At 68.5% G+C, this 21,066-nt stretch carries 20 protein-coding genes and 1 tRNA gene; 13 read left to right on the forward strand and 8 right to left on the reverse strand.

The features are described 5' to 3' along the window. Positions 1-9: 9 nt before the first annotated feature. Positions 10-447, reverse strand: a complete 438-nt coding sequence (locus AC04MD_RS06445; protein ID WP_475496471.1) for a helix-turn-helix transcriptional regulator — start codon at positions 445-447, stop codon at positions 10-12. Positions 448-764: 317 nt separating this feature from the next. On the opposite strand from AC04MD_RS06445, the gene AC04MD_RS06450 reads away from it, so the two are divergent. The 3 genes from AC04MD_RS06450 (at position 765) to AC04MD_RS06460 (ending at position 5,685) form a co-directional block, all read left to right on the forward strand. Beyond that, on the forward strand, positions 765-1,370 hold the full coding sequence (locus AC04MD_RS06450) for a response regulator (protein ID WP_475496966.1): 606 nt from the start codon (positions 765-767) through the stop codon (positions 1,368-1,370). Positions 1,371-1,614: 244 nt separating this feature from the next. After that, on the forward strand, positions 1,615-2,439 hold the full coding sequence (locus AC04MD_RS06455; RefSeq protein ID WP_475496472.1) for an alpha/beta fold hydrolase: 825 nt from the start codon (positions 1,615-1,617) through the stop codon (positions 2,437-2,439). A gap of 192 nt (positions 2,440-2,631) precedes the next feature. Further along, positions 2,632-5,685, forward strand: coding sequence for a sensor histidine kinase (locus AC04MD_RS06460; protein WP_475496473.1), 3,054 nt, complete (start codon positions 2,632-2,634; stop codon positions 5,683-5,685). 229 nt (positions 5,686-5,914) lie between these two features. On the opposite strand, the gene AC04MD_RS06465 is transcribed toward AC04MD_RS06460, so the two are convergent. Continuing rightward, positions 5,915-5,991: transfer RNA gene (locus AC04MD_RS06465), tRNA-Met, on the reverse strand. A gap of 117 nt (positions 5,992-6,108) precedes the next feature. Here AC04MD_RS06465 and AC04MD_RS06470 point away from each other — a divergent pair. From AC04MD_RS06470 to bfr, 3 genes are all read left to right on the forward strand, one after another. After that, positions 6,109-6,705, forward strand: coding sequence for an RNA pyrophosphohydrolase (locus AC04MD_RS06470; RefSeq protein ID WP_475496474.1), 597 nt, complete (start codon positions 6,109-6,111; stop codon positions 6,703-6,705). Positions 6,706-6,772: 67 nt separating this feature from the next. Further along, positions 6,773-6,985: a bacterioferritin-associated ferredoxin gene (locus AC04MD_RS06475; protein WP_475496475.1), complete on the forward strand. Its 213-nt coding sequence runs from the start codon at positions 6,773-6,775 to the stop codon at positions 6,983-6,985. A 117-nt stretch (positions 6,986-7,102) separates the two neighbouring features. Next, positions 7,103-7,573, forward strand: coding sequence for a bacterioferritin (bfr, locus tag AC04MD_RS06480; protein ID WP_162338169.1), 471 nt, complete (start codon positions 7,103-7,105; stop codon positions 7,571-7,573). Here bfr and AC04MD_RS06485 read toward each other — a convergent pair. The 3 genes from AC04MD_RS06485 to AC04MD_RS06495 all read right to left on the reverse strand — a co-directional run bounded on the left by AC04MD_RS06485 (position 7,546) and on the right by AC04MD_RS06495 (position 12,640). Next, the gene (locus AC04MD_RS06485; RefSeq protein WP_475496967.1) at positions 7,546-9,996 is read right to left on the reverse strand and encodes a hybrid sensor histidine kinase/response regulator; all 2,451 of its coding nucleotides are present in this window, start codon (positions 9,994-9,996) and stop codon (positions 7,546-7,548) included. The two genes, bfr and AC04MD_RS06485, sit on opposite strands and share 28 nt — an antisense overlap. Positions 9,997-10,034: 38 nt before the next feature. Further along, a complete protein-coding gene (locus AC04MD_RS06490; RefSeq protein ID WP_475496476.1) occupies positions 10,035-11,936 on the reverse strand; it encodes an EAL domain-containing protein in 1,902 nt (633 codons plus the stop codon). 83 nt (positions 11,937-12,019) lie between these two features. Further along, complete coding sequence (locus AC04MD_RS06495) at positions 12,020-12,640, reverse strand: DUF4126 domain-containing protein (protein WP_475496477.1); 621 nt, start codon at positions 12,638-12,640, stop codon at positions 12,020-12,022. Between the two features lie 98 nt (positions 12,641-12,738). Between AC04MD_RS06495 and AC04MD_RS06500 the strand changes: the two genes are divergently transcribed. The 6 genes from AC04MD_RS06500 to AC04MD_RS06525 are packed head-to-tail and all read left to right on the forward strand — an operon-like array spanning position 12,739 to position 16,988. Continuing rightward, positions 12,739-13,473 (forward strand): DUF6776 family protein, encoded by a 735-nt coding sequence (locus AC04MD_RS06500; RefSeq protein ID WP_475496478.1) that lies wholly within the window; start codon positions 12,739-12,741, stop codon positions 13,471-13,473. A gap of 1 nt (position 13,474) precedes the next feature. Continuing rightward, a complete protein-coding gene (locus AC04MD_RS06505; protein WP_475496479.1) occupies positions 13,475-13,906 on the forward strand; it encodes a bactofilin family protein in 432 nt (143 codons plus the stop codon). Positions 13,907-13,953: 47 nt separating this feature from the next. Then, positions 13,954-14,682, forward strand: a complete 729-nt coding sequence (locus AC04MD_RS06510; protein ID WP_475496480.1) for a DUF6776 family protein — start codon at positions 13,954-13,956, stop codon at positions 14,680-14,682. Positions 14,683-14,719: 37 nt separating this feature from the next. Continuing rightward, positions 14,720-15,106, forward strand: a complete 387-nt coding sequence (gene erpA, locus AC04MD_RS06515) for an iron-sulfur cluster insertion protein ErpA (RefSeq protein WP_475496481.1) — start codon at positions 14,720-14,722, stop codon at positions 15,104-15,106. Positions 15,107-15,126: 20 nt separating this feature from the next. Continuing rightward, complete coding sequence (gene nudC / locus AC04MD_RS06520) at positions 15,127-16,074, forward strand: NAD(+) diphosphatase (RefSeq protein WP_475496482.1); 948 nt, start codon at positions 15,127-15,129, stop codon at positions 16,072-16,074. Between the two features lie 35 nt (positions 16,075-16,109). Further along, a complete protein-coding gene (locus AC04MD_RS06525) occupies positions 16,110-16,988 on the forward strand; it encodes a hypothetical protein (RefSeq protein ID WP_475496483.1) in 879 nt (292 codons plus the stop codon). A gap of 12 nt (positions 16,989-17,000) precedes the next feature. On the opposite strand, the gene AC04MD_RS06530 is transcribed toward AC04MD_RS06525, so the two are convergent. The 3 genes from AC04MD_RS06530 to AC04MD_RS06540 all read right to left on the reverse strand — a co-directional run bounded on the left by AC04MD_RS06530 (position 17,001) and on the right by AC04MD_RS06540 (position 19,810). Then, positions 17,001-17,417 carry a DUF2752 domain-containing protein gene (locus tag AC04MD_RS06530; protein ID WP_475496484.1) on the reverse strand — a complete coding sequence of 139 codons (417 nt, stop codon included), beginning with the start codon at positions 17,415-17,417 and terminating at the stop codon, positions 17,001-17,003. After that, positions 17,414-17,788 (reverse strand): CD225/dispanin family protein, encoded by a 375-nt coding sequence (locus AC04MD_RS06535; RefSeq protein WP_475496485.1) that lies wholly within the window; start codon positions 17,786-17,788, stop codon positions 17,414-17,416. Before AC04MD_RS06535 ends, AC04MD_RS06530 begins: the two co-directional genes overlap by 4 nt. A gap of 123 nt (positions 17,789-17,911) precedes the next feature. Continuing rightward, a complete protein-coding gene (locus AC04MD_RS06540) occupies positions 17,912-19,810 on the reverse strand; it encodes an MFS transporter (protein ID WP_475496486.1) in 1,899 nt (632 codons plus the stop codon). Between the two features lie 146 nt (positions 19,811-19,956). On the opposite strand from AC04MD_RS06540, the gene AC04MD_RS06545 reads away from it, so the two are divergent. Continuing rightward, entirely contained in the window at positions 19,957-21,063 is a 1,107-nt protein-coding gene (locus AC04MD_RS06545) for an NADH:flavin oxidoreductase/NADH oxidase (protein WP_475496487.1), read from the forward strand. Positions 21,064-21,066: the final 3 nt, after the last annotated feature.

Raw genomic sequence — 21,066 nt, forward strand, 5'->3', positions numbered from 1 at the left:
GGTCGCTCCTCAGGAGTGCGCGTGCGCGGGTTCGGTCAGGCGCAGTGTGCGCGCTGCGACCGTTGTGCCTGTGTGACGGCACTGGTGCGAGAACGCGCGCGGCGACACGCCGGTCGCACGGCGGAAGGTGCGGGTGAAATGGCTCTGGTCGTAGAAGCCGAGCGCGGCCGCGGTGTCGGCGATGCGCTGGTCACCGCGCGCCAGCATCTCCTTCGCGCGCTCCAGGCGCAGCCGCATCACGTAGGCCATCGGACTGCAGCCCATGCGCTGCCGGAACTGGCGGGCGAAGTGGAAGCGGCTGATGCAGGCGGCCGATGCGATCTCGGCGAGGGTGACGTTCTTGCCGAGGTTGCGCAGGATGAAGGCGTCCGCGCGCTGGAAGGCGCGCTCGTTGAGACCCGGGGCAGGGCGCGGGTCGGAGTAGTGGAACTCCTGGAAGGCATGCATGGTGGCGTCTCGTCCGGTCAATGGCGTGCGCGTGTGCGCCGCGTGGTCCCCTTTCTTCCACGATGCGCGTGCCGGCCCGACATCGATACCCCAATCGGCGTAGCCATCGCCTCACCCGATCGGGGGAGGCCGCCACGCCGTCCATCCGCTCGTACAGCGGACGCGGTGGAACATGCCGTCTCCCGGTGCGAGTCCCCCGTATTGGGGCCTCGCGCCTGGCACGCACGCGCGCTATCGTGGCGCGCACTCCGTCCGGTCCCGCGCCCGTGTCCTCTTCCGCTTTCGTCAGCGTGTCTGCGTCCGACGGCACGATCCGGGTGCTCGTCGTGGACGATCATCCGCTGCTGCGCGAAGGCATCGCCGCCGTGCTAGGTACGCAGCCGGACATGTGCGTGCTGGCGGAGGCCACCGAAGGCGCGGAAGCGGTCGCGCTCTACGCGAAGCTGCGGCCGGACGTCGTGCTGATGGACCTGCAGATGCCGGGCATGGACGGCATCACCGCGATCCGGGCGATCCGCGAGCAGGACCCGATGGCGAGGATCGTGGTGCTGACCACGTACCAGGGCGATGTGCAGGCCCTGCGTGCGCTGCGTGCCGGCGCGCACGGCTATCTGTTGAAGAGCATGCTGCGCCGGGAACTGGTGGATACCATCCGCGCCGTGCACGCCGGCGGCCGTCGCGTGCCGCCTGAGATCGCGGACAGCCTGGCCGCCCACGTCGGCGACGACGGCTTGAGCGGCCGCGAGGTCGACGTGCTGCGGCAGGTGGCCGAAGGCAATGCCAACAAGCGCGTCGCACGCAACCTCGGCATTTCGGAAGAGACGGTCAAGGCGCACATGAAGAGCATCCTGTCCAAGCTCGGCGCCAACGACCGCACCCATGCGGTCACCATCGCGATCAAGCGCGGCATCATCCAGCTCTGACCGCCGCGCCGCGTCGCGCACGGATGTGCAATCCCGATCCGCCGGTACGGGCGCACGCTGACGCGGTCTCCACGCCCACAGGCGCACTGTCGCGATGCACACGCCCCACGATCCCACGCTTGCCGATCCGCAACGACGCCGGGTGCTCATCGCCGGCGCGGCGGCGACCGCCTTCGCTGCGCTCCCGACTTTGCCCTTGGCGGCGGCTACCTCTTCTTCCACCCTCCCTCACGAGGAACGACGCATGGCCACGTTCACCACCAAAGACGGCACGAGCATCTGGTACAAGGATTGGGGCAAGGGGCCCGTGGTCTCCTTCAGCCACGGCTGGCCGCTGAGCGCCGACGCCTGGGATCCGCAGATCTTCCACCTGGCCAGCAACGGCTTCCGCTGCATCGCCCACGACCGCCGCGGGCACGGCCGGTCCAGCCAACCGTGGAACGGCAACGACATGGACACCTACGCTGACGACCTCGAACAGCTGTTCGAGCACCTGGGCGTCAAGGACGTGGTGATGATCGGTCACTCGACCGGCGGCGGCGAAGTCGCGCGCTACATCGGCCGCCACGGCACGAAGCGGGTGAAGAAGGCGGTGCTGATGGGCGCGGTGCCGCCGATCATGCTGAAGACCGACGCCAATCCCGGCGGCCTGCCGATGTCGGTGTTCGACGGTTTCCGCCAGGCCTATCTCGCCGATCGCGCGCAGTTCTTCCTCGATGTCGCCAGCGGTCCGTTCTTCGGCTACAACCGGCCCGGCGCGAAAGTGTCGGAAGGCAACATCCGCGCGTGGTGGACGCAGGGCATGCAGTCCGGTTTCAAGAATGCGTACGACTGCATCAAGGCGTTCTCGGAGACCGACTTCACCGAGGACCTGAAGAAGTTCGACGTGCCCACGCTGATCATCCACGGCGCGGACGACCAGATCGTGCCGATCGACGCCTCGGCGAAGCGGTCGGTGAAGCTGGTGCCGGGGGCGGAACTGAAGATCTATCCGGGCGGCTCGCACTCGCTGGGCGATACCAGCCGCGACCAGCTCAACACCGACCTGCTGGCGTTCGCCTCGGCCTGACCGCCGCGCTGGCCAGGGACGGCCACGCGGATACCCGCCACTGTCCAGAAGCATCCGCATGCCTCGCGACCCCCCGGGCCGCGGGGCGTGCGCGCGTGCGCTGCACTGCCTCGGGTAAAGTGAGATGACGCAGCGCGCACCGGTGGGGGGCGGGCCGGTGCGGGTGGGTCCGCAGTTCACCCAGGGGGCAGAGTGGCCAGCGCGTGCAGCAGGAAGACCCGGCGTGCCGCCAGCCGGTGCGGACTCCGCGCCTGGCTGGCCGGCCTGTGCCTGCTGCTGTCGGCACAGCTCGCGCACGCGCTCGACCCGCAGCGGCAGATCGCCCAGTTCCACCACACGGCGTGGACGGTGAAGGAGGGGGCCCCGGGGCAGGTCACCGCCCTGGCGCAGACCCGCGACGGCTATCTATGGCTGGCGACACAGGTGGGATTGTTCCGCTTCGATGGCGTGCGCTTCGAACGCTACGATCCGCCCGGCACGCAGGCGTTCCCGGCCACCAGTATCTCCACCCTCCATGCCACCGACGACGGCGGGCTGTGGATCGGCTTCCGCTACGGCGCGGTGTCGTTCCTGCGCGACGGGCACCTGGTCCACTACGGCGAAGCGCAGGGGCTGCCCACCAGCACCGTGTTCCGTTTCGCGCGGGGGCCCGACGGTCGCCTGTGGGCGGCGACGTTCAGTGGTCTGGTGTACCTGCACGAAGGGCGCTGGTATCGGGTCGAAAACGACTGGCGCGTGCCCGGCGCGCAGGCGCGCACGCTGTTCACCGATCGCGACGGCACGCTGTGGCTGGCCACCGACGCCGGCCTCGCACGCCTGCGCAAGGGCGCACAGGTGTTCGAAACGCTGGATCTCGCCGTGGGCCGCATCAGCCAGTTCGCGCAGGCGCCGGACGGCGGGCTGTGGATCGCGGAGAACGAAGGGGGCGTGCGCCAGCTGCCGATCGATGGCGCGATCGCGACACCTGCCCTGTCCGCACCGTCGGCCGGCCTGCTGTTCGATCGCGACGGCACGCTGTGGGCCACCACGATGGGCGAAGGCGTGCGCCGGCTGGCGCAACCGTCTTCGCAGGCCGCGACCGTGGGCGACGCCGCATTCGAATCCTTCAGGCAGGACGACGGCCTCAGTGCCGATTACCTGGTGCCGGTGCTGGAAGACCGCGAGGGTTCGATCTGGGTGGGCAGCGCCCGCGGGCTGGATCGCTTCCGCCATACCAACGTCATTCCCGCGATGCTGCCGGACGGTGCGCAGGACTTCGCCATCGTGGCCGAACCCGACGGCACCCTGCTCGCCGGCAGCCGCAATCGTCCGCTGATGGAACTGGATGGCGCGCAGCTGCGCTACCTGGACCTGCCGCCACCGCTCACCGCCGCGCATCGCGATCGCAGCGGCACCGTGTGGCTGGGTGGACCGGGAGGATTGTGGACATGGCGCGCGGGCAGGCTGGCGTCGGTGACGCCGTTGCCGGTGACCGGCTATTCCGGCGTGCAGGCCATCGCGCACGACGGCGCCGGTGTGCTGTGGGTGTCGTTGAACACGCCCGGCATCCATCGCCTGGAAAACGGGGGCTGGCACCAGCTGCGCGGACGCAAGGGCTTGCCGCCAGGTTCATCGCCGCTCGTGCTGCTGTCTGCCGCCGATGGCGCGCTGTGGATGGGATACGCGCGCGACCAGATCGCGGTGATGCGCGGCGACAGCGTACAGGCCATCGGCCGCGCGGACGGGCTGGCGGTCGGCAACGTCACCGCGCTGGTGGAAGGGCAGGGCGACGTCATCTGGATCGGTGGCGAGCGCGGGCTTGCACGGTACGCGCAAGGCAAGGTGCGCATGCTGCGCACACCGGCCGACACTCCGTTCCGCGGCATCACCGGCATCGTCCAGGCGCGCGGCGGCGACCTGTGGTTGAACGGCGCGCGTGGCGTGCTGCACGTCAAGGCCGCGGACGTGCCGCATCTGTTCGAGGCCAGCACACCGCCCTACGAGCTGTTCGATTTCCTCGATGGCATGCCCGGCGTGCCAGCGCAGTTCCGCCCCATCCCGACGGCAGCCGAGGGGCGCGACGGGCGCGTGTGGTTCGCGACGACCAGCGGCGTGGTCGCGATCGATCCCGCCGCGATCCGCCGCAATCCCATTCCGCCGCCGGTGACGGTGCTGTCGCTGGTGGCGGATGAACATCCGCACCCGCTGCACATCGGTATGCTGCAGCTGCCGCCGGGGACGCGCAACCTGCAGATCGCCTACACCGCGCTGAGCCTGGCGATCCCGGAGCGCGTGCGCTTCCGCTACAAGCTGGAAGGCTACGACGAAGACTGGCAGGACGCCGGAACGCGCCGCACCGCGTTCTACAACGATCCCGGTCCCGGCACCTATGTCTTCCGCGTGATCGCCGCCAATGACGACGGCGTCTGGAACGAGACGGGCGCGTCGCTTCCCCTCGTCATCGCACCTCGCTACTACCAGACCTCCTGGTTCCGGGTGCTGTGCGTCGTGCTGGGCGTGTCCCTGCTGTGGATCGCCTACCTGCTGCGCCTGCGCCACCTGTCCGCGCAGATCCGTGAGCGACTGCAGGAACGCCACCGCGAGCGCGAGCGGATCGCACGCGAACTGCACGACACCCTGATCCAGAGCGTGCAAGGGCTGATCCTGCGCTTCCACGCCGTCGCCGAGTCGCTGGGCAGGGAGGCGCCTTCGCACGCGGCGATGGAGCGCGTGCTGCAGCGGGCGGACGACGTGATGGGAGAGGCGCGCGACCGCGTGCTCGACTTGCGTGCGCCGCTGCCCGGCGATCTGCCCGAGATGCTGGCGGAACTGGGCGAAGAACTGGTGCCCGACTATGCCGTGGACCTCCGCATGGTCGTGGATGGCAGCGTGCGTGCACTCGATCCGTTCGTATGCGACGAGGTGTATCGCATCGCGCGCGAAGCCGTGCTCAACGCCTTCCAGCATGCGCGTGCCGACCACGTGGTGATCGAGTTGGCCTATCAGCCGGAGGTGCTGATCGTCCGGATACGGGACGACGGTGTGGGCCTGCCGCGGGATGTGCTCGAGGCAGGCGGCCGCAGCGGTCACTGGGGCCTGTCCGGGATGCGCGAGCGCGCGCAGCGGGTGGGCGCGGTCCTCGAACTGCATTCCAGCGCCAGTTCCGGGACTGATGTCGTCCTGCGTGTGCCCGGCGCCATGGTCTATCGCGACGATCCGCCGGCCGCCCGCTGGTTGAGACGTCTCTTCGCCAGGCAGCGGCCATAGTCAGCTCGCGGGCGCGGTGCGGACTGCGTGCGCCCGCCGCCAGGTGCGGGGACCCTGGTGGGAGCGCATGGGTGTCATCGTCGGTGGGCCCGAGACCGATCGCCAGGTGGCAAGACGCCTGACGGAAAAGGCCGCACTGCTGGACGGGCAGGGCGAGCTTGCGCCGCAGGCAACAAAAAACCCGCCTTGCGGCGGGTTCCCTTCAACGCGTTGATTCCGCTCGGGAATCTGGTGGCTATGGGTGGACTCGAACCACCGACCCCAGCATTATGAGTGCTGTGCTCTAACCGGCTGAGCTACATAGCCGCGTGAACCGCGTATTCTTCATTTCGACCCCCTGCCTGTCAAGCCGGCGCGACGCGCTTGTCGCCTGCGGCGGGCCGTGGCAGAGTCGGGGACAGTAGATTTTCAGGAGTCCGCATCGTGATCGATCCGGACGGCTACCGACCCAACGTCGGCATCGTGTTGATGCGGCCGGATGGCCGGGTGTTCTGGGCGCGACGGGTGCGCCGGGATGGCTGGCAGTTTCCGCAAGGCGGCATGAACACGGATGAGACGCCGGTCGAGGCCATGTACCGCGAATTGCGCGAAGAAACCGGCCTATTGCCCGAACATGTCGAGGTTCTGGGCGTTACCCCAGGCTGGTTGCGCTATCGCCTGCCGCCGCGCGCGATCCGCCGAAACGAACGCCAGGTGTGCATAGGCCAGAAGCAGGTCTGGTTCCTGCTGCGCCTGGTCGGCGACGAAGCGCATCTGCGGCTCGATCTGACCGAAAGCCCCGAGTTCGACCACTGGCGCTGGGTGGACTTCTGGTATCCGCTGGAACACGTGGTGATCTTCAAACGGCGGGTGTATGCCAGTGCCCTGGGGCATCTGGCCGCGTTCGCGCGGACGGTGGCTGGCCCGCAGGCGATTCCCCCGCAGCTGCCGGCCCCGCGAGTGGCCGACGTGGGACGTCGGCGCAGCCGCGAACGGCCGACACGCAAACGCGGCGGTACCGGCGAACCCGCCAAGAATTGACAATCATTCTCATTTTGGGTGAAATGGCGTCGGGCCGTTCCGTGCCTGCCGGGTCTCCAACGCCACCGTGTACGTCTGCATCTGCAACGGCATCACCGACCACCAGATCCGCGAGGCGGCCGCTTCCGGCTGTACGACGGTGGCCGAGCTGACCATGCGGACGGGGGCCGGTGCCAACTGCGGCAGCTGCCTGGACATGGCATTGGACATACTCCAGACGGCCCAACCTGCGTCGCGCGAGCCGCTGTTCCCGATCCTCACGCTGTCGCACGCCGCCTGATCGCAATCGCTGCCTGGCGGCGGTGATGTGTCCCGCAAAATGATCACGATTCGCGTTCCTGCAACGGGCGCGGACACGGGCTAACCTCTGCCGTCCTTCCGCCCACGGAGCATGGCCATGAAAGGCGACGCCAAGGTCATCGAATATCTCAACAAGGCGCTCTACAACGAGCTGACCGCGATCAACCAGTATTTCCTGCACGCGAAGATGCTGAAGAACTGGGGGTTCAAGGAGCTCGCCGAGCACGAGTACAAGGAATCCATCGACGAGATGAAGCACGCCGACAAGCTGTCGGAGCGCATCCTGTTCCTCGATGGGCTGCCGAACTTCCAGGCGCTGGGAAAACTGCGCATCGGCGAAACCCCGCGTGAGATCCTCGAGTGCGATCTCGTCCTGGAGCAGGAAGCCCTGCCGGTGCTGCGCGACGCGATCGCGTACTGCGAATCGGTGGCCGATTACGTCAGCCGCCAGTTGTTCGCCACCATTCTCGATTCCGAGGAAGAACACATCGACTGGCTCGAAACGCAATTGTCGGTGATCGATCGTATCGGCGAACCGAACTACCTGCTGACCAAGCTCGAAGACTGAGTCGTCACGGTCGGCTGCGGCGGAAGCAGCGGCCGACCCAGCTGCTGTGCGGCATAGCCCTGCAGTGCCATGCGCGCCCGCGCGTATTCGGCGATCACCAGCGCCACGGCCACGGCCGGACGCTCCAGCTTGCGGGCACGGGCGCCCAGTTCCACCCGTTTGGCGGCGGCCGACAGGGCCATGGCGCCCACGTTCGCGCTCGACGACTTGAGCGTATGCGCTGCATCGCGCATGGCGTCGAGATCCGGTACGGCTGCGGCTTTCTCCAGCGTGCCGATCAGGCGCGGTGCGTCTTCCAGGAAGATGGTGATGATGCGGGTGGTCTCGTCGCCCGCGATCTCGCGCAGTTCCTCCAGCATGGTCTGGTCCAGCACCGGGAAGCTCGGCGCAGGTGCGCGGGCGGTAGCGACGGCAGGTGCGGGCGGTGCGGGCTCCGCCGGCGCGACGAGCGCCGCATTGCGCAGCACGAAGTTCATGCGGTCCGGCAGCCAGCGGTGCAGGCAGCTTTCCAGTTGTTCGCGCGATACGGGCTTGGCCAAGTAGTCGTCCATGCCGGCATCGAGGCAGCGCTGGCGATCGCCGGCCATGGCGTTGGCGGTCATCGCCACAATGGGCAGGCGCCCGCCATCGGCGCGCTGTGCTTCCAGCTCGCGCCAGCGCCGCGTCGCCGCGTAGCCGTCCAGCACCGGCATCTGGCAGTCCATCAGGATCAGGTCGAAATGCTCGAGCTGCATGCGCTTGAGCGCGATGTCGCCGTTGGCCGCCGTCTCGCAGTTGAAGCCGAGCGCAGACAGCAGCTTCTGTGCCACCAGCAGATTGACCGGATTGTCTTCCACCAGCAGCAGGCGGGGCTCGGTCCGCATGGCGCTGACCACGGCCGATTCCGGTTCCGTCGCGATGATGTCCTCGGCTGGCGCGGGGGCGGCAATCACAACGTCGGGCCTGACGGACGAGACGTCTTCGTCGATGGATGCCGCGATGTTCGCCGACGCCGGGAAAATCTCTTCCATCGTCACTGCGATGGCGGAGGGATCCTGTTCCGGCGCAGCACCGGTCAGGGCTGCGCGCAGATCCGCATCCGGCGATTGCCGCGACAGCAGGGTGCTGCGCGGATGCAGGTCGGCGGGCACGGTGTCGTCGCCGTACAGCCATACCAGCCGCAATGCGTCGGGCAGCGGGCGACGGGTGATCGCCCGGTGCAGCGCGAGAGCCGTGCTGCGGATGCCGCCGATATCGGCCAGCACCGCCAGGTAGTCCTGCTGTCCCTGTTCGCCGACCAGGCGCAGGCGGTCCAAGGCTTCCTGCGTCGTTTCGACGGCGACCGGCTGCATGCCCCAGTTGGTCGCCAGCAGCGTCAGGCGCTGGCGCAGTCGAGCGTCCGGCGATACCACCAGCACGCGGCCATGATCCAGGGCGCCGCTGTCGCGCTGGCGCAGGTCGCCGATGACCTTCATCAGCGGCACTTCGAACCAGAACGTGGAGCCGCGCCCGACTTCGGAGACCACGTCGATGCGACCGCCCATCAGGTCGACGATGCGCCGGCAGATCGCCAGGCCCAGGCCGGTGCCGCCGTACAGGCGGGTCGTGGAGGCATCGGCCTGGCTGAAGGAGTGGAACAGGCGGTGGCGCGCGTCCTCTTCGATGCCGATGCCGGTATCGCGCACTTCGAACCGCAGCAGGTGTTGGGCGGCGGTTTCGCCAAGCCTGCGCACCACCAGCGTGATCGAGCCGCGCTCGGTGAATTTGATCGCGTTGCCGACCAGGTTGGTAAGCACCTGCCGCAGGCGGACCGGGTCGCCGCGCACCGGCAGGCGGACCGCCGGGTCGAGCTGCAGGCTCAGGCGCAGGCCCTTGTTCTCCGCAGGGCGGTACATCAGCTGCAGCACACCATCGAGCAGCTCGCGCAGGTTGAAGCCGGTGATCTCCAGATCGAGCTTGTTGGCCTCGAGCTTGGAGTAATCGAGGATGTCGTCGACGATCCGCAGCAGCTGGTGCGACGACGCCGTCGCAGTCGTCAGCATCTCACGCTGGTCGGGCGCCAGCGGCGCGCGCGACAGCATCTCCAGCATCGGCACGATGCCGTTGAGCGGCGTGCGGATCTCGTGGCTCATCGTGGCCAGAAACTCGCCCTTCGCCATCGCGGCGGATTCGGCGGCCTGTTTTGCGCGCAGCAGTTCCTGTTCGAGACGGTCGTGGCGCTGCAGGTCGCGCTGCAGCCCGTCGCGCTCGGACTCGGCCATCGCGGCCCGTGCCTGTACGCCGGTGTGGTGGCGCGCTTCCGAGCGCGAATGCCAGGCAGAGGAAAGTGCGGCCAGCAGGCCTGCGCCGCCGCTGCCTGCGGCCAGCGGGATCCACGGGCCGGAGATGCCCACCCAGTGCAAGCCCAACGATGCGACCGATGCGGCCGTACATGCCACCGTCACCCAGGGCATCACCGGCGTGCGACCGGCCGTGGGCATCGTTACAGCACCGCGTTATGGAAGTCGAAGCCGAGTTCGCTGCCGACTGCCTGCACCAGGTTGCCCTGGATGAAGTCGACGCCGCCCATCCACATCGCGGCCGCGGCCTGCGGATCTTCGATCTGCTGGCCGATCACCTGCAGGCCCTGACGATGCGCGTTGTCGATGATGCCGCGCAGCTGGTCGCGCAGGACCGGGTCCGCGTGGGCGCTGGCGTACTTGCTGGAGACGCGCACGAAGCCCAGCGGCAGCTGGGTGAGCAGGGCATCGGCTTCGGCGCCCGGTTCGAACTGGCTCAAGCAGAACTGCACACCGGCCGGCATCAGCTGCTGGCAGAACTGCCGCAGCGTGACGGTGTGGATCAGCGCATCGGCCAGGCGCAGGTCGATGACCAGCGACGTGCCTTCGATACCGCGCGCGCGCAGTGCATCGAGCAGCCACTGTGCATGCGATTCGCGCGCCAGCGAGCGCGGCGACTGCGAGACGAACAGGCGCAGCGACGGCCCCGCGGCCTGGCGTTCGGCCAGGACGTACAAGGCATGTTCCAGCACCCAATGGTCGATCTGGGCGATGCCGCCCGCCAGTTCGGCTGCCGGAATGACCTGCGATGCGGGCAGCAGCGAGCCGTCGGGCTGGCGCATCCGCAGCAACACTTGGTACTGCGCCTGGTCGCTGCCGGCGACCGCCACGATCGGCTGGTACGCGAGTTCGAACTGGCCGTCTTCCAGCGAGATGCGCGGCGCGTCATCGTCGACTTCGGCTGGCACGTACTCGGCCAGGCTGTCTGGCTTCAGGCGGGCCTGCAGCACGGCGCGTTCGATGGCCTCCAGCGCGCTGCCGGAGTCGGCGAAGCCGAGCGACAGCGCGGTGTAGCCGACCGAGCCGCGCAGCTTGAGAATCTCGTTGGGCCGGGTCTGGAAATCGTGGCCGGCCAGTCCGTCGCGCAGTTGCTGCGCCAGCGCGGCCAGCGTGGTCTCGTCGACGCTGTCGGCCAGCATCAGGAAGCTGTTGTCGTTCAGGCGGGCGACCGGGTGTGGCGACGCGGCGGCGGCCAGTTGGCGGCCGGCCTGGCTCATCAGGTGTTCGAAGACGGCGTAGCCATAGCGTTCGCGCAGGCTCAGCGCGCTGTTGACCTCGACGAAGAACACGCCGCCGCTGGATTGCCGCTGCAGCGAATCGGCCAGCTGCTGCAGCACGAACGTGCGGGTCGGCAAGCCGGTGTCCGTATTCACCGACGGTCGCGGTGCCTGCAGCGCCTGGTTGCGCTGGCGCGCGCGCTGGATGCGGTTGGAAACCGCGGCGATCAGGTGGCGCGGCCGGATCGGCTTGTTGAGGAAGTCGTCGGCGCCGCTCTCCAGCACCTCGAACTGCCGTTCCGGGTCCGGATCGCCGGTCAGGAACACGATCGGCAGATGCAGGTACTCCGGTTGCTGGCGCAGCAGCATGGTCAGCGACATGCCGTCCTTGCCCGGCATGTGCAGATCCATCAGGACCAGGTCGGGACGGAAGCGCGTCATCGTGTCGAGCAGCCCGTCGGACTGCATCTGCACCTCGGCCTGCATGCCGGCGCCATGCAGCACGCTCTGGGCGAACAGTGCCTGGCCGCGATCGTCTTCGACGATCAGCACGCGATAGGGCGATTCCGGATCGACCGGCTCCGGCGGCGCTGCCGGTGCCGGGGCGGCCTGGATCGGACCGGACGACGCGGCAGGCGAGGGCGTGGAAGGCGTGGGAGGCGGTGGGGTCATCTCAACGGGCTCTCCGGCTCCGGGGGCGTCCGCTGCATCCTCGGGAGCGGCATCGTCCACCCAGCGGCGCCAAAAGTGCGCCGGCGGTGTTTCGGCACGCAGGCGTGAGCGTGAGGGCTCATCCTGCGGGCGGGATGTGGGATCGAGCGTGGACATCAGGCTTCCCCAAGCTGAGCCCCATTATGCGATGAAGTTCACGACCGAGGCAGAACCCATGATCCCCGATGCATCGTCGCCTGTCACGGGCCGGACGTCGGGGGTGGCATGGGCGCGGGCGCCGTCGACTGCAACAGCCGCCTCAGGCCGCGCGACACCTTGCGCCAGACCCACCACACGGCGACGGCGATCAGCAGCGATGCACCGATCACCAGGAACAACGCAATCCAGGGGTGTGCAAAGGCCAGCGCCAGGCCGCCGACCACCACCGCGTCCTCGGTGATCGACGCGGCCCAGTTGCTGATGGGCTCCGGGGACGTGTTCATCAGGGCGCGCGAACCGCTCTTCAGTACATGGCTGGTGAGCGCGACGCCGGCACCTGCCGCCAGCACGCCGCCACTGAGCTGCCCGTCCGGCGACAGCGTGGCCGCCGCGAGGAACGCGCCTGCCGGCACGCGCGCCAAGGTCTGCAGCAGGTCCCAGCCGGAATCCACGCCGGGAATCTTGTCGGCGAAGAATTCGGTCAGCGCCAGCGCACCGGAGGTGCCCAGCACCCACCACGACTCGGTGGCCTGCAGGGCCGGGGGGAGGTCGAGCCAGCCGAGCGCGCCGGCCAGGCCCACGCCGAAGACCGTGAGGTAGACCCGGATCCCGGCCATCCATGCCAACAGGATCCCAATTACGAAAAGATGCGCTTCGGACATCCCCGCCACTCCCGTTAGACTCGTGGGCTCGCGCCACTGCGGCGAGTATAGGGGTCCCGTCTGGCTGCCGGCTGAGCGCCGCCTGCCGCTTGTCCGTCATGTCCGCGCCTGTTACTTCCCGCTTCCGGATCGTGCCGCGCGATGCCGCCGTACGCCGCCGCAGCACCTCATTGCTGCTGGCGCTGGCCTGGATCGTCAGTGTTGGCGGCGTTTGGTGGGCAGCCAGCCACACCGCCGCGCCGCGCCTGGCGCAGGCCGATGCGGCGCGCGCGAAGGCCGAACGTGAAGCAAAGGCGGCGCAGTCCGAGCTGAGCGCCCTGCGCCAGCGCGAGTCGACCCTGGCGCGCTCGGACCAGATCAGCCGCGCCGCCAATGCCGAAGTGCAGGAAGGGCTTGCCGAGCGCGACGAAGAGATCGCCGCGCTGCGCGCCGACATCGCCTTCTACGAGCGCCTGGTGGGCTCGACCAGCCAGCGCAAGGGCCTGACCGTGCACGTGGCCGAGTTCGCGCCCGAAGCCGGCGGCACCTGGCGCTACCAGATCATGCTGACGCAGACGATGAACCGGGGCGCGATCAGCGAAGGCCAAATGCGCTTCACGGTGGAAGGCGTGCGCGAGGGCAAGCTGGCCGCCATACCGTGGGACGAACTGCACCAGCAGCGCAGCGCGCCGGCGCAGGCGTATTCCTTCCGTTATTTCCAACAGTTGGATGGCAACGTGATGCTGCCGCCCGGCTTCACGCCACAGCGGGTCAAGGTATCGCTGCACGGCGAGGACGCCGCGGTGGAGCAGGCCCTCGACTGGAAGACCGCCACAGCCGCAGGAGGCAAGTGACATGTTCAAGAACAAGCCCATCCGTCCCGACGTGGGCGCCATCGACACCCTGATCGGCCCGCAGGTCACCATCCGTGGCGATGTCGTCTTCAGTGGCGGCCTGTACGTGGAAGGCCACATCCAGGGCAAGGTGATCGCCGAGGCGGGTGAGCGCGCCGTGCTGACCTTGGCGGAGCAGGGCAGCATCGAAGGCGAGGTGCAGGTGCCGGTGGTGGTGATCAACGGTCGCATGACCGGCGACGTGCATGCCCTCGAGCGCATCGAACTGGCGGCCAAGGCCCGCGTGCAGGGCAACCTGCACTACAAGGTTGTCGAGATGAGCGCGGGTGCGCAGCTGACCGGTCGGCTGGTGCACGCCGACGCCGTCCCGGTAGGCGCTGACGCGCACGAGACCGCAGCCCACGCGGACGCCTGGGCCACCGCCGACGCCTGACGGCGCCATTCAGAGCCCGCTGGGAACGACCGCGCTATCCTGCGGCCATGAACGCCAGACCCCTCCCGCCGACGGTACCGCCGCCCCGTTTCCGCAAGGGGCCCGTCATCGCCGTCGTCGCGCTGGTCGTCCTCCTGGTTGCCGGGGGCTGGGCGTTGTGGCGTGCGACGGCGGCAAGCCCGGGCGACGGTCCCACGCCCGCCCAGCTGCGTGGCCAGCAGCAGCGCGTCGAATCGCTGGAACAGCAGGTGGCCACGCTGTCCCGCTCCGACCAGATCAGCCGCGACGCCAACCGCGACCTGCAGGCGACCCTGTCCGAGCGCGACGAGGAAATCGCCGGCCTGCGCGCCGATGTCGCCTTCTACGAGCGCTTCGTCGGCGCCACCGCGCAGCGCCGCGGCCTGTCGGTGCACGAGCTGACCCTGCAGCCGCAGGATGAACAGGCCTGGCATTTCACCGCCACGCTTACCCAGAACCTCAATCGCGGCGCGGTGAATGCCGGCCGCCTGCTGGTGTCGGTGGAAGGCACCGAGGCCGGCAAGCTGCGGCGGCTGGGCTGGGCCGACCTGCGCCAGCAGCCCAATGCGCCGGGCGTGCCGTACTCGTTCAAGTATTTCCAGCAGGTCGAGGGCGATCTGCTGCTGCCCCCGGGCTTCAAGCCGGTCCGCGTCATCGCCCGCGTCGTGCCGCAGAACGGAGCCGCCGTGGAACAGTCGTTCCCGTGGACGCAGGCCACCGCGAAGGAAGGGGCCGGCGAGGGCGCCGGCACGCGCTGAACTTGAACTGCCCTCCACCAACCCCCATCCTTTCGCCATGACCACCGTCGTTTCCCTGCCCACCGCGCCCGCCGCGCCGGACTACCAGTCCATCGACCGGCCACTGAACTTTACGGTCGCCGCGGCCGCGAAGGTGCGTGAACTGATCCAGGAAGAAGGCAGCGACTCGCTGGCGCTGCGCGTCTACATCCAGGGCGGCGGATGCTCCGGGTTCCAGTACGGCTTCGAGTTCGACGAGAACCGGGCCGAAGACGACGTGGCCGTCGATACCGATGGCGTGTCGTTGCTGGTCGATCCGTTGAGCCTGCAGTACCTGATGGGCGCGGAAGTCGACTACAGCGAGAGCCTACAGGGCGCACAGTTCGTCATCCGCAACCCGAACGCCAAGACCACCTGCGGCTGCGGCAGCAGTTTCAGCATGTGACCTCCGGCCTGCCGCGTTCCGTGACAGGTCCCGTTTCCCTTTCGGCGCCGCTTTCCGGCTTCGCCTTCGCGGGCGACACGCTGGACCGTGCCGATGCGCTGCGCGACGACGCCGACGCGCTCGCGCGATTGTGGCCGTCCGCGCGCGTGCTGATCCTCGATGACGAAGGCCGTGCGCTCGCGCAGGCCGATGGCGCACTGCTGACCACTGAAGGCGCATCGCTGGGCGGCGGCCCCGGCGCCAGCCTGTTCCTCGGCGTGCGGGAGGGCGCGGCCTGGTTTGCCGCACATGCGCGCCACCATGCCGTGCAGGCGACGGCATGGCGGGACCTGCGTCGTGCCGCCGCGACCTGGCCCGCGTTCGAGTCCGGCGTGTTCGCGATGGCGCGCGCGCTGTTGCACTGGCAATCGTCCACGCGCTTCTGCAGCGCCTGTGGCGGCGACATCACGTTCCGCCGCGCCGGCTACACCGCGCATTGCACTCAGTGCGGCAAGGACCACTATCCGCGTGTCGATCCCGCGGTGATCGTCGCCGTCAGCGATGGCGAACGGCTGCTGCTGGGCCGCCAGGCCTCATGGCCGCCGCGCCGTTACTCCGTGGTCGCCGGATTCGTGGAGCCAGGCGAGACGCTCGAGCAGACCGTCGCGCGTGAAGTGCTGGAGGAAACGCAGGTGCGCGTGCGTGGATGCCGCTACCTCGGTGCGCAGCCGTGGCCGTTCCCCGGCGCCTTGATGCTGGGATTCTGCGCCGAGGCCGAACCCGACGTGCCGCAGGTCGACGGCGAACTGGAGGACGCGCGCTGGTTCTCGTTCGACGAGATCGATGCGGCGCTTGCGCGCGAGGGCGACGATGACCGCGAGGGTCTGCTGCTGTCGCCTTCCATTTCCATCGCACGCGCCCTGATCGAACACTGGCATGCCGGCATGCGTGCGCGTCCGGCGGCGATGCCCGCCGAGACCGGGCTTTAACGGCCCCGCGCTAGAATCCGGGCCGGAGGAGCCGCATGTCGATCACGCTCGTTGCCGTCGTCCTTGCACTGGTGCTCGGCCACGTCGCGCCCGCGCTGGTCGCGTCGTTCCGACAGTACGGCTGGTACACGGCGTGGCTGCACTGGCTGGGCGAGGTCACGGGCGAGGCCGGGCGCGGACGCTTCGCCATCGCGTTGGCGCTGGCGCCCGTGCTGGTGGTCGTTGCGTTGCTGCAGTGGCTGCTCGACGGGCCGGTCTACGGGCTGGTGGGCCTGCTGTTCGATATCGCCGTACTCGTGTACGCGTGGGGTCCCCGCGACCTCGACGTGGATGTCGAAGCCGTCGTCGACGCGCACGACACGCCGTCCCGTCGCGCGGCGATCGCGCGGCTCGGGCTCGCCGGCGAGACGGCGGCGCTGGATGGTCCTGCGCTGGTCGAGGCCGTGTTCACCAACGCCTTGCGTCGCTGGTTCGGTGTGCTGTTCTGGTTCCTGCTGCTCGGTCCCGTCGGCGCGATCCTGTACCGGCTGTCCATGCAGGGCAGCACGACGCCGGACCTGCCCGAGCAGAACCGCGCCGGTGCGCGGGCGCTGAGGGCTGCGCTGGAGTGGCCGGTCGCCCAGCTGATGACGCTGGCGATGGCGCTCGTCGGCAACTTCGATACCGTCTTCACCGCGTGGCGCGATGCCGGCGGTGCGCGCTTCCGCCTCGACACCGGCTTCCTCGCGCATGCCGCGCGTGCCAGCGTGCGCGGCGAGCTGGCGGAAGAAGCCGAGGAGTACGCGGAGGAAGGAATGGTGCAGGCCATGCGCGACCTGCCCGAGTTGCGCGACGCGATGAGCCTGGTCTGGCGCATCCTGTTGCTGTGGCTGGCATTGCTCGCCGTGTTCGTGATCGGCGGCTGGGTCAGCTGAGCCGGCGCAGCGTCAGCCCGGCGCGAGCCAGCTGAAAGGCGGCCACGGCAGGTTGCGCAGGATCCAGTAGGCGGAGAGCAGTACCAGCCAGGGCGCAGGATGCCCCATGGATCGTGCGACCGGCTCGAGGATGCGGGGGCGCCAGCCGGTGTGCCACAGCACGGCGAATGGCGACAGCGCGAGCAAGCCCACCGCGAGCACGTTGAAGCGAAGCGCGGCCATCAGGTCGCCGTGGACCAATGCGTGCAGTGCGCGGGTGATGCCGCACCCCGCGCAGAAGTAGCCGGTCAACAGGTGGAACATGCAGGGCGGGAAGGGATTTCCCGCCGCATTGGGATCGAACGTGCGGAGCGCCCAGACGCCTGCCGCGACCACCAGGATGGCCGCGACAGAACCCAGCCAGAGCAAGGAGCGCCCGGCGAGTGTCACTGCGCGGCTTCGAACTGCCGCTGGACCTCGTGGATGCGCTCCATGTAGCCCTCGATGCCGCCCATCATGGCCAGCGAGATGAAGAACACGAGGATGGCCGCGACGAAGATGCCGGCGGTCACCCAGGTCCAGATCTTGGCGTTCCTGGAGGCCTGCAGCGCACCGTTGATATCGCCCTGCCGCAGCAGCGTGTTGACCTTCGTCGAGAAGACGATGGCCACGACGCCGGTGATGATGCCGGGGAACGTGTAGCAGACGATGCAGCACGACAGGAAGCTCAGCACGGTGGCCGTGATCGACCAGGGCAGGTAGCTCGGGATCGGAGACGCGGGTGCGACGGGTGGCGGTGTCACAGGGGGTACGGCGCTCATGCGGTCTCTACTCCTCGGGGTGGTCGTTCGAATCGGCGCGCACGCCGGTCAAGGGGCCCCATAGTGCCAGAGCCCCGTGCAAAAAAAACACGCGTCAGCCGAGCCGGTCGCTGTCGCCTGGCCTCACGCGCTGTCGCCACGCAATGCCCTCACGCGTGCTTCCAATTGCTCCGCATCCACCGCGGCGCCGTCCATCGGTTCGCCCGCAACGACGTCGATGTGCGCACGGAAGCGACGCGGGACCCGCATGCGGCCCAGGCGTGTGTCGCGCCGGCTCCACATGCTGGCCCACATGCCCTTCAACGCCATCGGTACTACGGGAACAGGTCGCGTTTCCAGGATCTTCTCTACACCGGACTTGAAGGCGGCGATCTCGCCGTCCTTCGTCAGCGCGCCTTCCGGGAAGATGCCGACGATCTCGCCCGCCGCCAGCGCCGCGTCGATTTCCTCGAACGCACGCTGCATCAACGCGGGATCCTCCTTGGCGCCGGCGATCGGGATGGCCTTGGCGGTGCGGAAGATCCAGCTCATCACCGGGATGTTGAAGATCTTGTAGTACATGACGAAGCGCACCGGGCGCGGGATCGTCGCCGACAGGATCAGCGCATCCATGTAGCTGACATGGTTGCAGACGATCAGCGCCGGCCCTTCGTCGGGCACGTGCTTCTCGATGCCGTGCAGCCGCAGCCGGTACAGGCCGCGCACCAGCAGCCAGCTCAGGAAGCGCATCAGGAACTCGGGCACGATCGTGAAGATCCAGATCGCGACCACGGCATTGGCGATGGCCAGCGCCAGGAACATCTGCGGGCTGCTCCATCCGAGGAAGCGCTGCAGGACGAGGCCGGCGATCGCCGCCAGCACGATGAAGCCGGAGTTCTGGATGTTCAGCGCGGCAAACACACGCGCCATCTCGGACGTACGCGTGCGGCTCTGGATCAGCGCAAACAGCGGCACCACGAAGATGCCGGTGAACAGGCCGATGCCGACCAGGTCGATGATGATGCGCACGCTGCCTGGCTGTTGCACGAACTGCACCAGGTCCAGCCCCACCGTCGGCGCGAGGCCGGGGCGGGCGAAGTAGAGGTCCAGCAGGAACGCGGTCATGCCGAACGCGCCGACCGGCACCAGGCCGATCTCGACGGTGCGACCGGACAGCTTCTCGCACAGCAGCGAGCCGACGCCGGTGCCGATGGAGAACAACGCGAGCGCCGCCACGTACAGCGTCGCCGAATCGCCTGGTGCGCCGAGATGCAACTCGGCATACGTGGGCAACTGCGAGGTCAGCAGCGTGCCGAAGAACCAGAACCAGGACACGCCGAGAATGGCGTTGCGCACGGCCAGTTGCTGTTTGGCCATGTGCAGTACCACCAGCGACTCGGGGATCGGATTCCAGTTGATCTTCAGGTCGGGTGCGCCGGCATCCATGCGCGGGATCAGCCGCGACAGCACGTTGCCCAGCACGGCGAGCAGCACGATGGCGATCGCGGCGGCCTGCGGGCCATGCGCGCCGGCCACCTGGAAGATCATGCCGCCGGCGATCATGCCGCACAGGATCGAGATCGACGTGCCCATCTCGACCAGGCCGTTGCCACCGGTCAGCTCCTCGGGCTTGAGTATCGACGGCAGCACCGAATACTTGACCGGTCCGAACAGCGTCGACTGCACGCCGGTGCAGAACAGCGCGACCAGCAGCACGGGCATGTTCTGCAGCAGGAAGCCGACCGCCGCCAGCGACATGATCACGATTTCCATCGTCGTGGTGATCACGATCAACCGCTGCTTCTCCAGCTTCTCCGCGATCTGTCCGGCGATGGCCGAGAAGAGGAAGTACGGCAGGATGAAGATGGCCGGCGCGATGATGGCGTACAGCGCCCGCTCGTCGGTGCTGGCGCCGAGGAAGATCAGCAGACCGATGATGGCCTGCCGATAGACGTTGTCGTTGAAGGCGCCGAGCGCCTGGACGGTGAAGTACGGCAGGAACCGCCGTTGTGTCAGCAGCGAGAACTGGCTGTGGCTGGACATGCGCCCTCCGTGGGTTGCGCGCAGCCTAGCAAATCGCGATGGCGATGCCAGCAGGCATGCCCGACAGTGTTCCGCAGGCGGCGTTGATGGAGGGCCGGGGCAGGGGGATAGTGGCGCTCCCCACGTCGTATGGTCTTTCCTTCTCCATGAGTCGTCTGTTCTCGCCCCTCGCAGTGGGGCCGTTGTCGCTGTCCAACCGCATCGTCATCGCACCGATGTGCCAGTACTCGTCCGAAGAAGGCAGCGCGACCGACTGGCATGCCTTCCATTGGCCGAATCTCGCGCAGTCCGGCGCCGGACTGGCGATCATCGAAGCGACCGCGGTGGAACCGCGCGGTCGCATCAGCTGGGCCGATCTCGGCCTGTGGGACGACACGACCGAGGCGGCCTTCGCGAGCGCGCTGGCGGCCACCCGGCGCTACTCTTCCATGCCGATCGGCGTGCAGCTCGCGCACGCCGGACGCAAGGCGTCCACGCACCGCCCCTGGGACGGCCACGGCGCGCAGATCGCGCCGGACGCCGTGCATGGCTGGCAGACGGTGTCGGCGTCGTCATTGCCGTACAGCGACGACCAGCATGCGCCGCTGGCGCTGGACCAGGCCGGCATCGACGCGGTGATCGCCGCGTTCGCCGACAGTGCTCGCCGTGCCGTGCGACTGGGCTTGGACCTGATCGAGATCCACGCCGCGCACGGTTACCTGCTGCACCAGTTCCTGTCGCCGCTGAGCAACCAGCGCGACGATGCCTATGGTGGAACGCTGGAGAACCGCATGCGGCTGGTGCTGCAGGTGTTCGATGCGGTGAAGGCCGTCGTGCCGGACTCGATGGCGGTCGGCATCCGCATTTCCGCCACCGACTGGGTCGAGGGCGGGTGGGATCTTGGGCAGAGCATCGCGCTGGCGAAGGCGCTCGATGCGCGCGGCTGCCATTTCATCGATGTGTCGAGCGGCGGCCTGCACCCGGCGCAGACGATCGCGCTCGCGCCCGGATACCAGGTGCCGTTCGCAGACGCCATCAAGCGCGAGGTGGCGATGCCGGTGATCGCGGTGGGCCTGATCACCGAGCCGCAGCAGGCCGAGGACATCCTGCAGGGCGGGCAGGCGGATGCGGTCGCGCTGGCGCGTGGAATTCTCTACGACCCGCGCTGGCCATGGCATGCCGCCACCACACTCGGGGCGCAGGTCGGCATCGCGCCGCAGTACCTGCGCAGCGCGCCGCGCGAACACGCGGCGAGCTTCAGGCAGGCGTCGTAGCCG

Source organism: Pseudoxanthomonas sp. LjRoot206 (genome assembly GCF_056175725.1).